We start from the raw sequence: 12,790 nt of genomic DNA on the forward strand, positions 1-12,790 counted from the left end.
CGCCGGATAACCCAGATGGTGTCCAAGTTCGGCACCCAGCGCCCGCTCGATCAGCGCCTTCTTGAACGCGGCTGAAGCGGCGTGCACCGCTTCGGCGGTCATGGGTCCCTTCACGAACTGGTCGATCAGCTCCTTCGGAATGGACGGTAACGCTGTCTGCGCTTCGGTAGTTGTCTTGGGTTTGCGTGGCATACATGCTCCTTGAGCTACATGTTATGCCTTGAACACAAAATCTATGACAGACCCTGGAGCCGTGCCGCGCATGACTGGAAAGCCGCGATGAACCAGTTCGCGATCCTCTACGAGGATCGCTTCACCAGAAATCATTTGTAGAATGCAATTGATGAGCCTGCCAGACGGCAGGCTTTTATCTGCCTTGCACACAAAAATTCAGACACTCCCCGCTCCGCAAAGTCCTTGCCGTACCGCAAATAGACTCCACGGAGGTTGAACCATGCGATGTCTTGGCCATTTGAGCACGCCCAGCCTCGCCACAAGTCGACTTCAACAAGGTCTAATTGACTGGCCTCGAAACGCGCTCGCGCTTGAACAAACCATAGCAGCGGCTGCGTAGAATTTGGTGCAGGAATTTGCGCGTGGGCTTCCGGACAGACGACTCCGACAACGGCCCTCCAATGCACTGCCCATGTATATCGCTTGGTCGTCGGCGAGAACATAAACTGCTCCGAATATATCGCGCCAACAAAGTCCACCAACACCGAAATAGGCGACAGCGTCACACCGTCAAAATCGAGTCTCTGGCCCGTTACAGCCAGGAATGCTTCGAATACCCGAAGGATTACTCCGAAGTGTCTCGCTGCGCCAGCGTGCAAGCACGAACGTCCCGCCTTTAGTAGATGGTGGTAGGACGCTTCGCTTACCCGTTCGATAGGATAGTCGACCTGCCAATGCGGTTTCCGGATTACAGCAGTGGAATCCAAGATTGCGCGTACCTTGGATTTTGATTCGTTCCTACTTTTTTTCTGTTCATTCATTTTCACACCTGAGTTCCATCATCGCTAGAAATCGAAGCACACAGATGCGCGACGATGAAGTGGCGCAATGCTTCAGCGTGGTGCTGTGCTCAGATGCGGTCTCGGCGAGCGTACTGTTTAGCGAGGTGGTGACGCGGCAATGCGTGGAGTACCCGGAACTCGCCCGGTTCGTGATTCTTAAGTTTGCCGATCGAAAAAACTCGAAGCGCCTCGTAATGCCATTCCCACGCGCCCGCCTAACGTCGACGATGGGTGAATGTGCCCCATTTTTTTCGTCCGAGCGCGCAGATCGCTCGACGGTGGTAGTCCAATCTGGTCGAACCACGCCTACCCGCTTTCTTTCTCGCCGCATCCCACCCTCGCTAACGTACCCTCTCATAAATAGCGGGGCGCCCCTGGTCCCGGGTGGTCCAGTGCGGAGTCGGCGTCATGTGCGACGTGATTCAGTTTGGCTTTGCGCCAGACCTTAACTTAGCGCATAGATATTCCTTCTTCAAGTGTCGGCATAGCGATTCGGAAAATTAGCCGCTATTGACGTCACCCACGCACGCTTTCGTTCACACATAGTTATCCAAAGTAAAAATTAACAATTCAGCAGCTAGATCATTGTCAAATTCTTTAGCTTTCTGATTGTTTTTTTTCGCGCTATGCCTCCGGTCTGTACAGCGCACCAAAGAATGAGTGAAATTTTCCCTATTTTCTCCAATACCTTTATCTCTACATTCCACGAATCTCTAAATTTCACAAACGATTCTTTCTCAAAATTATTAATTTGCGAAATTACTAAATAAAGTGATACTAGGACCTACTGCGAGACGTCCGGCGGATGCGCTGATTGATAAAACTTCGCGTTTTGTTCGAATTACGCTATACGGTCGTGTGACTGTCGTTGAGTGGCGTGCGTCTCACGTTGGGCCTCGAAAGCATATTGTCAGGAATGGTCGCTTCCAGGTATTTTCCCTGGTTCTCGTTGAAGTCCTCTGGCGTAGTGCAGTGCAGGAAACCCAACCCGACGGTCTCGATTCCACAGTACGTCGGCGGCCGGAGGGTCCACGCGCGGGCCGACCGCGTGCATCCGGTCGCGCTTCGTATGCTCGAGCCGGTAGACGCACAAGTCGTAGGCGTACCAGTCGAACCGTGCTTCCTCGTCGGTTAGCCAGATCGGCGTGGGCACGAAGCGTGTTTTGACCTCGTCCCAGACTGCCCACTTGTATTCCCAAACTGGCTCCATGACCTGACAAAAATACTGTATGGATGTACAGTATATCCGGGAAGGCCACGATCTGGTCAAGATGCGATTGCCTTGAGGGAGGGACCTATGTGCACGAACTACGCGGCGGCGCGCCGCGACCGGATATTCAAGCAGTTCGGTGTCGAACCGCCCGACAGCCCGTGGCGAGACGACGTGTACAAGGACTATCCGGCGCCAATTGTCAGACGCGTGACCGGGGCCGAGCGAGCCGACGTCGCGACGTTCGGGATGGTGCCGCGCAAGCACATCCCGCCCGGCATTCGTGTCTTCGACACCATGAACGCGCGCGCGGAAACGGTTGGCGAGAAGCGTAGCTTCAGCGGAGCGTGGAAGCGGCTGCAGTTGTGCCTTATCCCATGCGAAGCGTTCTACGAGCCGAACTACGAGAGCGGGAAAGCCATCCGCTGGCGCATCGATATGGCGTCAGGCGAGCCATTCGCGATTGCCGGGCTGTGGCGCGAGTGGGATGAAGGTGACGAAGGCAAGGCATTGTCGTTCACGATGTTCACGGTCAATTCCAGCGAGCACTCGCTGATGAAGCGCTTTCACAAACCGGGTGACGAGAAGCGCTCCGTCGTCATCGTCCGATCGACGGACTATGAGAATTGGCTGCACAGCAGTTCGACGGACGAGGCACGCTCGTTCCTGAATCTCTTCCCTGCTGATCTGATGAAAGCCGAGGCGTGGCCCGCGCCGCCGCGCGGGCCAAAGAGCAGTACGGCCGCTACGAATGCGGACGCCGCGCAATGAAAAAGCTGGATGACGAAACGAAGGCCGATCTGCTCACGTTCCTCGTGGTTGGCCAGATGTTCGCGTTTGCTCGAAGCGGCGAGTGGTTGCGTACCCTCCATCTCATCGAGTCTGCGCAAATTTGGCTCAGTTCCAACAGCGCCGAATGCGATTGGCTAGAGCGCGCGCAGCTCATTGATGCGTGCCGGGCAGTCGCGTTAAACGCGCTTGATTTGCCATTCCCACAAGCCGAGGCTGACCTCGTCCAGCTCTTCAATCTGAATCGTGGCTGGTTTCTCGACTATCGGAAGCCCGTTGTCCAGCAGATTCACGAGATGTGTGTTGCGCATCTCTCCCACGACGCGAGCATGATTTAGTCGGTCGGCAGCTGTGAACTCCAGAAACCTACACTTTTCGGACAAGCCGGCCAAGTTTCATACACTTTTCGGGCAATTCGTCCCGGCCCGCGCCTGAAGTCGCACAGGTTTCAGTCAACCACTTCGAGCAACTTACTGTCACGGCGAGTCGCGGGGGCCTACTCATTCGAATAGTTATGCGGCGACCCGGCACTGGCTAGAGTGTGCGAAGAGGGTATCCCAGTGTCCCTCGGTCTCCAAAGGAATTGCGCCCGCCCTGTGCGGGCATTTTTTTCGGCTCATCGCGAATTACCAGGAAGCGCGGTAAAGGCGGCCTGAGTTCGGCCTGGGCGAGACATTCACATGTGCCATCGCGCGGAGGGTCAAACGTTCGCTTTGACGCCGTCTAACGGACGCTCATGACGCGTGTCCGATGCGGAAGACCGAAGCCGACCCGTTTCCGTCGTTGAGCGTACTCAAAGTCACACGACCGCTTTGGAGCGCCCAACCGCCATCGAGCGCGCGCGGTGTCGCCTGTGTTCACCCATGGCCGCCAGGCGTAACGAGTCTTAGGAAGCCATCAGGCGCAACGGGTCCAAATGCATTGCCACATCCGGTCCATTCTGCGCCGCTGAAACTGGAACGGAAGGCTCTGTGCGTACCTCATCAATCAGGGCAAACGGTGTGCCATTCCGGTGACGGATGCGCCGCGGCTATTTGCTGCTCCACCAGCGGAGGTTCGCTGCTTCGGGACCGCAACGCGCTAGCGTAGATCGGTAGTCATGCTTTCCCACTATCCTCGGCTGCGGAGCCATGCTTCGCAGGCATGCGGGTGAGCCTGGAAAGTCTTTTTCCGTTGCGAGCTGAAACGCTACTCTGCATGCACGAGTTAGAGCATTTCACACGCGCCGGACGACGTCATCGTCGCCGTCGCGTAACTCGCGTCCAGTGACGGGAGCTGCATATCAAGCAATAGATATTGCGCGCTCCCCTGGAATCGAAACTCTCTCTGCGTTGCGTTTGACATGAACTTACCTAACTGGAGCCGCAAAATGAACCAACCCGTCGTCCTGATCACCGGCGCCCTCACGGGCATCGGCCGCGCAACCGCTTTTGCATTCGCCCGCGTGGGCGCACGCCTCGTCGTGTCGGGCCGCCGCGCCACGGAAGGTTCGGCGCTTGAAGCCGAATTGCGCGAAGCAGGCGCACAAGCTTTCTTCGTGCAGGCTGACGTACGCCGCGACGAAGACGTCCGTCAGCTCGTCGACGAAACCGTTGCTCGCTTCGGCCGGCTCGACGTTGCAGTCAACAATGCTGGCACGGAAGGCAAACCGGGACCTGTGGTCGATCAGACTGCCGAGAGCTACGCTGATACCTTCGACACCAACGTGCTCGGCACGTTGCTGAGTCTCAAGCACGAACTGCGCGTGATGACCGCACAGCAAGCTGGCAGCATCATCAACATATCCTCGACTTATGGTCATGAGGGTGCGGCCTTCGCTTCGGTGTATGCGGGTAGCAAGCATGCTGTGGAAGGGATCACGAAATCGGCTGCGCTCGAGGCCGCTTCGGCGCGCGTTCGCGTCAACGCCGTAGCGCCTGGTCCCACCGACACGGGCATGTTGGACCGTTTCACCGGGACGCCGGAGAACAAGGCCTCGCTCGCGGCAACGGTTCCGCTCGCACGAATCGGTAGGCCTGACGACATCGCGGCGGCGGTGCTCTACCTGGCCAATGACAGTGCTGCGTTTGTCACAGGGCAGATCCTCACCGTCGACGGCGGCAAGACAGCGGGTTGAGCTTTCAACGCGGATTTGGGCTTCCTGCTGAACCGGCGAAGCCCTATATAAGCGACACTTCTGGATGGAACAATCAATGAACACCGATCTTACCTTTTTCGAATCGAAGGCCTCCCCGAACTCTCGCCGTGTTCGCATCTTCCTTGCCGAGAAGGGAATCGAATTTCCTACCAAGGCGGTGGACCTCGGCGCCAAAGAGCAATTCTCCGATGCCTACGTTGCGATCAACCCTCGCCGCCAGGTCCCCACGCTCGTGTTGCGAGACGGCACAGCGATTGGCGAAGTCCCGGCAATCTGGCGTTACATCGAGGAGGCCTACCCCGGGAAGCCCGCATTGCTGGGCACGACGCCAACTACGAAGGCGCTCGTAACGATGTGGGAACGACGTGCCGAGCTGGACGGATTCTCGGCGGTGATGGAGGGTGTCAGGAACGCCGTTGCCGGACTGAAAGGTCGGGCGCTCTCGGGCCCGCATGCGTACGAGCAGATCCCCGAAATCGTCGAGCGCAGCAAGCTTCGCGTCGCGCACTTCTTTGCTGATTTCAATGACCGTCTCAAGACAGTGCCGTTCGTCGCGGGCGACGCGTTCTCGGTGGCTGACATTACTACGCTGGTAGCGATCGACTTCGCGGCGGGCGGCATGAAGCTGAGCATTCCCGCGGGCTTCGACGCACTGCAAGCGTGGTACGACAAAGTCAACGCACGTCCGTCGTCGAAGGCATGACGCCCCGCAAGGTAGCCTGCCGTGACCGATGCCGTGTGCTCAGTATCGGCGCGGCCGGCTTCTGCGATTCGCCTCACGGCCGGTAAGCGTCGGACCTGCCGCGCCAATGTCACCCGCACCCGCGGACTGCTGCGTCACGGGAAAGATGGCATTGAGCGCGGCTTTCGCATCACCTTTCATGTGTCGGAGCCGGGCAACGCTCAACGAGCAACGCGACTGCCACGCAAGGAATCCGTGTTTCTGGGCCATCTGAAGAGCATCGGTCAAAATCGATTCGGCCGCCGGTATCGCTTCGTCGCCCCGGATTGCGACCAGCACCTCCGCCTTCGCTCTCCATAGCTCAGGCAGAGCGCACCTGTCGTCGGTTCGAATCGCGCGGGCTACCGACGCGTCGATGACTTCGACCGCCTCGGAAATCATGCCTCGCCGGCACAGCGCCTCGGCCAGCGCTGTGATGTAGGGCGACAGCGACACATAGAAGCGCTTCGATCCGATGTTCGTCATCGCCGGGGAGATGGTCCGGGCGAAGGCGGTCGTGTCGCCCGCACGCAGATCGAGCAGCCCTCGCCACATCTGCGTACGGGCGCGCCACGTCGAAATACTGTGGCGCCGCGTTTCTCCCTCGAGAGAGGCGACGGCCTCCTCAAGCGCGGTCGCGTCGCCGCATAACACGGCAAGCGTGCAAACGGCTTCGCTCAGCGCATAACAGATCGAAACGGGATGATCGAACTCTCGCGCAGCTTCGAGCGACTGGTGTGCAGCCTGTCGCGCTTGATCCACGTCGCCCATGAACCACAGCGTGAGTGCGAGCGATGCGTGCGACAGCATTTTCTCATCGTAAAGGAAGCGCATCCGTTCTGCGCGCGCCAGCGACGTACGATCGCTCGATGCGCGTTGCAGGTTCGCAAGCGCACCCGGGAGATCACCTCTGAAAAGATGCGACAGGCCGGTCAGACGATAGGCGGCAAGGCGATCGCATGTGCACGAGGAGGTCGCCGCGAGATCATTAAAGCGTTGAGCGAGCGGGACAGCCAGCGCATATTCACCGTTGAGGTAGTGGCACATCCATCGCCCCCACATGCCCAACAGTTGATAATCAGAATTACCGACCCGCGCCGCGATTTCCACAGCCGAATCGAAGGCGTCACTTGTGCTGGACGCAACGGTATGGCAGAGCAGACACATCCCTCGTGCCGCATGAAGCTTCATCTGCCGCTCGTCTATCTGAGCGCCTTCCACCGACAGCCACTCGAGCGCCCTGTCCACTTTCTCGAGGCACTCCTGAAGCAGGGCAAGATGCATCAGAAACGGAATGCTGGCGACCGTGAGTTCGACCGCAAGCGTCATGTCCCCTTCAGCACTGAAACACCACAGCATCGCGGCGCGAAGGTCATCTAGATGCGGCACGTAGCCGTCTTTCCAATCGACGTCGGCCCGTAGTTCCGTCTGCCGCTCGGCGGCCCGGAAAATTTCAAGGAAGTAGCCTGCGTGCCGCCTCGACCATTCATTCATCGTGCTACTCGCACGTAATTCCTCCCGCGCGTACGCGCGAGTTGATTCGAGCAGCCGATACCGGACGTTGCCACTACCCGAGGCCACCGAAACAAGCGATTTGTCGACGAGCTGCATCAAAGCCGTGACAACTGCGTCCGGCGCAAGCGCTGCGCAACTTGCCATTTCCTGCGCGGACGCCAAGGTGAAAGTCCCGGCGAAAAGGTTCAGCCGGTTCAGCACCGATCGCTGTTCGTCGGACAACAGGCTGTAGCTCCAGTCGAGCGTGGCGCGCAGTGTCTGTTGCCTCGGGAGCGCCGTACGTGAGCCGTGCGTGAGGAGCTGGAAGCGATTCCCGAGCCGGTCGGCCACGCCCTGGAGCCCAAACGCCGGCACACAAGCCGCAGCAAGTTCCAGCGCCAGCGGAATTCCATCGAGCCGGCGGCAGATTTGCGACTTCAGCCTCAACGCTGCCCGTGAATCCAGGCTGAGCCCGGCATGCGGTCCGACACGCTCTTCGAAGAGACGTACCGCACTGTAGTCGAGAGCGACATCGCAATTGTCGTCCGGCGGAACCTCGAGCGACGGAACACGATAGATCAGCTCCCCAGCAACGCGCAGCGTTTCGCGGCTCGTTGCAAGTACGACCGCTCGCGGGGCGATCCGAAGCAGCCTTTCGGCAATCTTGGCGGCCCCGTCGATCAGATGCTCACAGTTGTCCAGAACAAGCAGCAGATGCCTCGACTTCAGGCTCGGCGCGAGCCGGTCAAGCGAAGACGTTCCGTCGCCCGGTGGAAATCCGAGCGCGACGGCGATTGTTGTCGGAATATGGTCCGTTGATGTGGTGGCCGCGAGTTCGGCCACGAAAGCGCCATCCGCAAAATGTGATGCCGACTGGCGCGCCGCTTCGAGAGCCAACCGCGTCTTTCCCACACCGCCGGTACCCACGAGCGTGACCAGACGATGCGTTTGCAGGCCACGGCAAATCTCGCGTACGGCAACTTCCTGGCCGATGAGAGGGCTGACCTCTCCAGGTAGCGGCTGGCCCGAAAAAGCCGGCTCGTCCGTTGGTGCAGCAGGGGGCTTATCCGAATTCGTGACTTGCGTGAGCACATCTGCGATGAACTGGTATCCGCGCCCCGTCACCGTACGTATTGCCGCCCGATCGTCTCCGAGAGCGCGGCGAAGTGCGGAAATCTGAGCTTCGACGGTATTGCTTTCGACCGCGCGGTCTTGCCACACGCTCGCGATGATCTCTGCCTTGCTCAGAACGGAACCACGCGATTCCGCCAGAAGAAGGAGCAGGTCGAACGCCCGCTCGCCGATGTCGACTCTGGTTCCACGGTGCACTACCTCGCGGCGGTGTGGCGCGACGACCGTTGCTCCGAAAGCGAATTCACCGTGATGCAGCATGCACACGTCCATTCGGGCCTCCTCGTGACGAGGCGAAAACAACCGTCATCCAACTCCGAATCCGGGTGGCTACTATGCTATCCAGTGCCCATTAAAAGGGGGCTCGGTTCGGCGCGCATCGGATTATACCGCCGGGCGGAGATGGAACGATGGGGCATATTGGACTCATTTTCGTCTGACGTAAACCGTGGTCTACTTGTGGCCAGCGTGCTCGTAAGCATCAGGCTGGAGCCCGGCCTCACGAGTGTCGTCAGAATTTTGCCTGCCGCCCGAACGGCCGCGAACACCGGTAAGCATCAGCTTCTTTCAGCGCGTTTCAGCACTTTCAACGCGTGCGGAACTGGACCCCGCACAGGCCACACCGCGTCGTGCAACTTATTGCTTGATCTGGTCGATGCGCGACAGAAACGTCGACAGAATCGCTGAGCGGTTGTTCCGGTTATAGCCCACCACAAGCTCGATTCTCGGCGGTTCGCCCTTGAGTGGTCGGCTTGTTACCGACCAGGGCAGCAGTTTCTCGGCATAAGAGGGCAGTAGTGCGACGCCTCTCGTCGAGGCGATTAGCGACATCGCCATCGTCAGGTTGTGCACGCGATGCGCGGGCTCGATGGCGACGTCGTTTGTCGCCAGATAGTTTTCGATCGCGCCGCGCATGGGACCGGCTACGTCTGAACCACCTATGAATAATTCACCCGCCAGTTCGTGCACGTCGATCTCATCGAAGGCCGCAAGGCGATGGTCGCTTGGCATCAGCACGACGAAAGGCTCGCGCGCGACTGTCACGTAATCGAGGTCGGGTCGGTTGGCTTCGGCACGCATGAAGGCGACGTCCAGCCGTCCCGTCGACAATCCCTCTGCGAGTTCAGGGGAGTGCTCGCTCGATACCGTCATTTCGATGCTCTGCAGATCGCTCGCGAGCACGCGAGTCGCTTCCGCGAGCCAGGTCACTTCCTGTCCGCTCAGGAAGCCAACAGCAAACGTCGGCTTGGACGGTCGCGCCGCCCGCCGCGCTGCCTCGCACGCCGCATCGACTTGTGCAAGGGCGAGGCGAGTGTGGTCCAGAAATGCCTTGCCGGCGTCGGTCAGTTCAATGCCACGCGCGCTACGCACGAACAGTTGCGCACCTACTTCGTATTCAAGGTCTCTGATCTGCCGGCTCAGAGACGGCTGGGACGTGTACAGCCGACGTTCCGCCGCGACGGTCAGGCTGCCCTCTTCGGCCACAGCGACGAAATAACGAAGATGACGTAGTTCCATTCACGCGTTCCTTTTAGTCATGCCTGACAGGTATGGGGATCAGCTTACAAAGTCTTTTTCGCGCGGACAAGTGGCGGCTATCGTTCGATCACATCAGCCGGACGAAACCCTCCCTCGACTCAATGTCAGTTATCTGATGGAAGGACGATCATGAACACCCTGACAGGAAAGACCGCGCTCGTCACCGGCGCTTCCCGTGGCATCGGGCGCGCCACTGCGCTTGCGCTCGCGCAGGCAGGCGCTCAGATCATCGTTCACTATGGCCGCGGTGCGCGTGAGGCCAAGGCCGTCGTCGCCGAAATCACTGCGACGGGCACTCGTGCCCATGCCATCCAGGCCGATCTGGCCGAATCCGACGGGCCGCACAGGCTCGCGCGCCATGTCCGGGCAATCGTCGGTGAACGGCTCGACATCCTCGTTTCCAACGCTGGCATCGCGAAGGCAGCCACGCTCGAGGAAACAAGCGTCGAAGATTTCGACGAACTGTTCGCAGTCAACGTCCGCGCTCCGTATTTTCTCGTTCAGCAATTGCTGCCGATCATGTGCAAGGGCAGCAGCGTCACGCTGCTTTCGTCGCTCGCGGCCCATGCGGCCGTCGGCGAACTATCGGCCTACTCGGCCACGAAAGGCGCCGTGGACACCCTTGTGCGCCAATTCGCGGATGACCTCGGACCGCGCGGCATCCGTGTGAACGCAGTCGCACCCGGCGTGGTGCACACCGACATGTCGAGCTTCACCCGCACCGACGAAGGCCGCGACATGACACTCAGCCTTCAGGCCATCAAACGGCTCGCCGAACCCGATGATATCGCCGCTGCGATCACCTTTCTCGCCTCCGACCAGGCCAGATGGACAACCGGCGCGACGCTCAATGTGGACGGCGGCTCGAAGCTCTGAGCGAGTCGACCGCGACGCCGCCATTTCGGCAATCCAATTCGATTCACGCACCGGGATATATCAATGTCGCAAACTACCTCAATACAGCCCCCGCGCACGCGATACTGGCTCGCGGTTGTTTCGGTCGCACTCAGCGCGACCGTGTTCTGCACCACGGAATTCCTTCCCGTCGGGCTACTGCGTTACATCAGCCAGGGACTGGGCGTCAGCGAAGGAACCGCCGGCATCATGGTCACGGCGCCCGGGCTGCTGGCCGCCATCGCCGCGCCGTTTCTTACGGTAGCGGTCGGACGTTTCGACCGTCGGCGCGTGCTACTCGGCCTGGGCCTGCTACTCGTAATCTCGAATCTGACGGCCATGCTGGCGCCGAACTTCGCGATTCTCGTCGCGGCCCGTGCGCTGTTCGGATTCGGAATCGGCGGATTCTGGGCGATCAGCGTGGGGCTCGGTGCGCGACTCGTGCCGGAGGAGCATGTCGGCCGGGCCACATCGCTGATCTTCGCGGGCGTCTCGCTCGGCATGCTGATCGGCGGCCCGGCCGGGGCACTGATCGGGGATCTGGCCGGCTGGCGCACCGCGTTTGGCGCAGCGCTAGCGCTGTCTGTTGCGGCGCTGCTGGCCCAGTGGGTTTCGTTGCCGTCGCTACACGTAGAGCATCGGGTAAGCACACGCGATCTGCTCGGCATCTTCGGTACGCGACCGGCACGCATCGGGCTGATCGCGATGACGCTGGCCCTATGCGGACAGTTTGCGACCTATACGTATATCACTCCGTTCCTCGCAACGGTGTCGGGATTTGGCGGCAAGGTCATCTCGTTGCTGCTGCTCGGCTACACGTTCATCGGGCTGCTCGGTAATTTCATCGGTGGTTCATCCGCGCAACGGAACGTCAGGACCACGCTCATCGCGAGCATCCTGTTTATCGCATTGCCGCTCGCCATGCTTCCCGCACTCGGCACCAGTCGGCCGTCGGTGCTGGTCGCGCTGGCCGCGTGGGGAACCGCGTACGGCGCCATGCCCGTCGCACTGCAGATGTGGATGGCGCAGGCAACCCGCGAAGTCCGCGAAGGTGGCATGGCACTGTTCGTCGCCAACTTCCAGATCTCGATTGCACTGGGTTCGTTCGTCGGCGGCCGGATCGTCGACGGGTTGGGTCTCTTCAATGCAATGTACTTCGGTGCCGGACTCGCCTTGGTTTCGATCCTGACGCTCGCGCTGACCGGCGGGCATCCTCGCCGGATTGACGAGCCCGCGACCACCTGAACCTACTCCAGCGGGCTGCCACCGCGCCGCCCGCTGCCCTCCGCTATTCCGACCAGGAGTTGATCGTGCACACCACGCATCCGCAGGGCAAACCCGTCAAGATTCCGGGCCCCGACCATCCCATCACCATCGAGCGCCATCCATCGAGAATCGTCGTCAAGGCCGGTGGCAAGGTGATCGCTGATACCCGGGAGGCGCTGACGCTGCGCGAGGCGCGCTACCCCGCTGTGATCTACGTCCCGCGCAAGGACGTCGACATGACGCTGCTCGAGCGCACCGACCATGCCTCCTATTGCCCCTACAAGGGCGACTGCGCCTACTTTTCGATCCCGTCCGCTGGCGAACGAGGCATCAATGCCGTCTGGATGCCGCGCGTCAAACAAGATGAGAGCAGCGCGTCAATCAGGATGAGAGTACTGGCGTTGCGGCAGCGGTGGAGGGCGTAGCCCGGAACCGCTGCCGCAACGCCGCGCCGAGGAGTCCGCCCCGCTGCCGGGGTGCCTTGTCGGTGGTCGCGGTAAATCGGGTATGAACAGCTCTTCCATGTAGCGAAGGGAGGCTGAGTTGCCCGGCCGACACATCAACGACCATCAGATGAGGCTCTACATGAAGTA

Annotated in this window: 10 protein-coding genes and 1 pseudogene; 7 read left to right on the forward strand and 4 right to left on the reverse strand. The window is 60.1% G+C overall.

The window, feature by feature from the left end; all coding sequences use genetic code 11:
• Together M3I54_RS41965 and M3I54_RS41970 are read right to left on the reverse strand one after the other, a co-directional pair.
• Nucleotides 1–192: pseudogene (locus tag M3I54_RS41965) on the reverse strand (IS256 family transposase); the annotation flags it as partial.
• A 131-nt stretch (nucleotides 193–323) separates the two neighbouring features.
• Nucleotides 324–995, reverse strand: coding sequence for a hypothetical protein (locus M3I54_RS41970; RefSeq protein ID WP_254346117.1), 672 nt, complete (start codon nucleotides 993–995; stop codon nucleotides 324–326).
• A gap of 1,318 nt (nucleotides 996–2,313) precedes the next feature.
• On the opposite strand from M3I54_RS41970, the gene M3I54_RS41975 reads away from it, so the two are divergent.
• The 4 genes from M3I54_RS41975 to M3I54_RS41990 all read left to right on the forward strand — a co-directional run bounded on the left by M3I54_RS41975 (nucleotide 2,314) and on the right by M3I54_RS41990 (nucleotide 5,855).
• A complete protein-coding gene (locus M3I54_RS41975) occupies nucleotides 2,314–2,997 on the forward strand; it encodes an SOS response-associated peptidase (protein ID WP_254346118.1) in 684 nt (227 codons plus the stop codon).
• Complete coding sequence (locus M3I54_RS41980; protein WP_254346119.1) at nucleotides 2,994–3,353, forward strand: hypothetical protein; 360 nt, start codon at nucleotides 2,994–2,996, stop codon at nucleotides 3,351–3,353. The genes M3I54_RS41975 and M3I54_RS41980 overlap by 4 nt, the downstream gene beginning before the upstream one ends.
• 1,031 nt (nucleotides 3,354–4,384) lie before the next feature.
• Nucleotides 4,385–5,131 carry an SDR family NAD(P)-dependent oxidoreductase gene (locus M3I54_RS41985; RefSeq protein ID WP_254346120.1) on the forward strand — a complete coding sequence of 249 codons (747 nt, stop codon included), beginning with the start codon at nucleotides 4,385–4,387 and terminating at the stop codon, nucleotides 5,129–5,131.
• A 76-nt stretch (nucleotides 5,132–5,207) separates the two neighbouring features.
• Entirely contained in the window at nucleotides 5,208–5,855 is a 648-nt protein-coding gene (locus tag M3I54_RS41990) for a glutathione S-transferase family protein (protein ID WP_254346121.1), read from the forward strand.
• 39 nt (nucleotides 5,856–5,894) lie between these two features.
• On the opposite strand, the gene M3I54_RS41995 is transcribed toward M3I54_RS41990, so the two are convergent.
• Both M3I54_RS41995 and M3I54_RS42000 read right to left on the reverse strand, forming a co-directional pair.
• Nucleotides 5,895–8,771 (reverse strand): winged helix-turn-helix domain-containing protein, encoded by a 2,877-nt coding sequence (locus M3I54_RS41995; protein ID WP_254346122.1) that lies wholly within the window; start codon nucleotides 8,769–8,771, stop codon nucleotides 5,895–5,897.
• A gap of 363 nt (nucleotides 8,772–9,134) precedes the next feature.
• Nucleotides 9,135–10,016: a LysR family transcriptional regulator gene (locus M3I54_RS42000; RefSeq protein ID WP_254346124.1), complete on the reverse strand. Its 882-nt coding sequence runs from the start codon at nucleotides 10,014–10,016 to the stop codon at nucleotides 9,135–9,137.
• Between the two features lie 150 nt (nucleotides 10,017–10,166).
• Between M3I54_RS42000 and M3I54_RS42005 the strand changes: the two genes are divergently transcribed.
• The 3 genes from M3I54_RS42005 to M3I54_RS42015 all read left to right on the forward strand — a co-directional run bounded on the left by M3I54_RS42005 (nucleotide 10,167) and on the right by M3I54_RS42015 (nucleotide 12,622).
• Nucleotides 10,167–10,913: an SDR family NAD(P)-dependent oxidoreductase gene (locus M3I54_RS42005; RefSeq protein WP_254346126.1), complete on the forward strand. Its 747-nt coding sequence runs from the start codon at nucleotides 10,167–10,169 to the stop codon at nucleotides 10,911–10,913.
• Nucleotides 10,914–10,976: 63 nt separating this feature from the next.
• Entirely contained in the window at nucleotides 10,977–12,176 is a 1,200-nt protein-coding gene (locus M3I54_RS42010; RefSeq protein ID WP_254346128.1) for an MFS transporter, read from the forward strand.
• A gap of 65 nt (nucleotides 12,177–12,241) precedes the next feature.
• Nucleotides 12,242–12,622: a DUF427 domain-containing protein gene (locus M3I54_RS42015; RefSeq protein ID WP_254346129.1), complete on the forward strand. Its 381-nt coding sequence runs from the start codon at nucleotides 12,242–12,244 to the stop codon at nucleotides 12,620–12,622.
• The last annotated feature ends 168 nt before the right edge of the window (nucleotides 12,623–12,790 follow it).

The organism is Paraburkholderia sp. CNPSo 3274 (assembly GCF_024206475.1).
Lineage (GTDB): Bacteria > Pseudomonadota > Gammaproteobacteria > Burkholderiales > Burkholderiaceae > Paraburkholderia.

Excerpts from the sequence above, each read along its gene's own strand:
- M3I54_RS41970 (WP_254346117.1), bottom strand. The coding sequence starts at position 995 with ATGAATGAACAGAAAAAAAGTAGGAACGAATCAAAATCCAAGGTACGC.
- M3I54_RS41975 (WP_254346118.1), top strand. The coding sequence starts at position 2,314 with ATGTGCACGAACTACGCGGCGGCGCGCCGCGACCGGATATTCAAGCAG.
- M3I54_RS41980 (WP_254346119.1), top strand. The coding sequence starts at position 2,994 with ATGAAAAAGCTGGATGACGAAACGAAGGCCGATCTGCTCACGTTCCTC.
- M3I54_RS41985 (WP_254346120.1), top strand. The coding sequence starts at position 4,385 with ATGAACCAACCCGTCGTCCTGATCACCGGCGCCCTCACGGGCATCGGC.
- M3I54_RS41990 (WP_254346121.1), top strand. The coding sequence starts at position 5,208 with ATGAACACCGATCTTACCTTTTTCGAATCGAAGGCCTCCCCGAACTCT.
- M3I54_RS41995 (WP_254346122.1), bottom strand. The coding sequence starts at position 8,771 with ATGGACGTGTGCATGCTGCATCACGGTGAATTCGCTTTCGGAGCAACG.
- M3I54_RS42000 (WP_254346124.1), bottom strand. The coding sequence starts at position 10,016 with ATGGAACTACGTCATCTTCGTTATTTCGTCGCTGTGGCCGAAGAGGGC.
- M3I54_RS42005 (WP_254346126.1), top strand. The coding sequence starts at position 10,167 with ATGAACACCCTGACAGGAAAGACCGCGCTCGTCACCGGCGCTTCCCGT.
- M3I54_RS42010 (WP_254346128.1), top strand. The coding sequence starts at position 10,977 with ATGTCGCAAACTACCTCAATACAGCCCCCGCGCACGCGATACTGGCTC.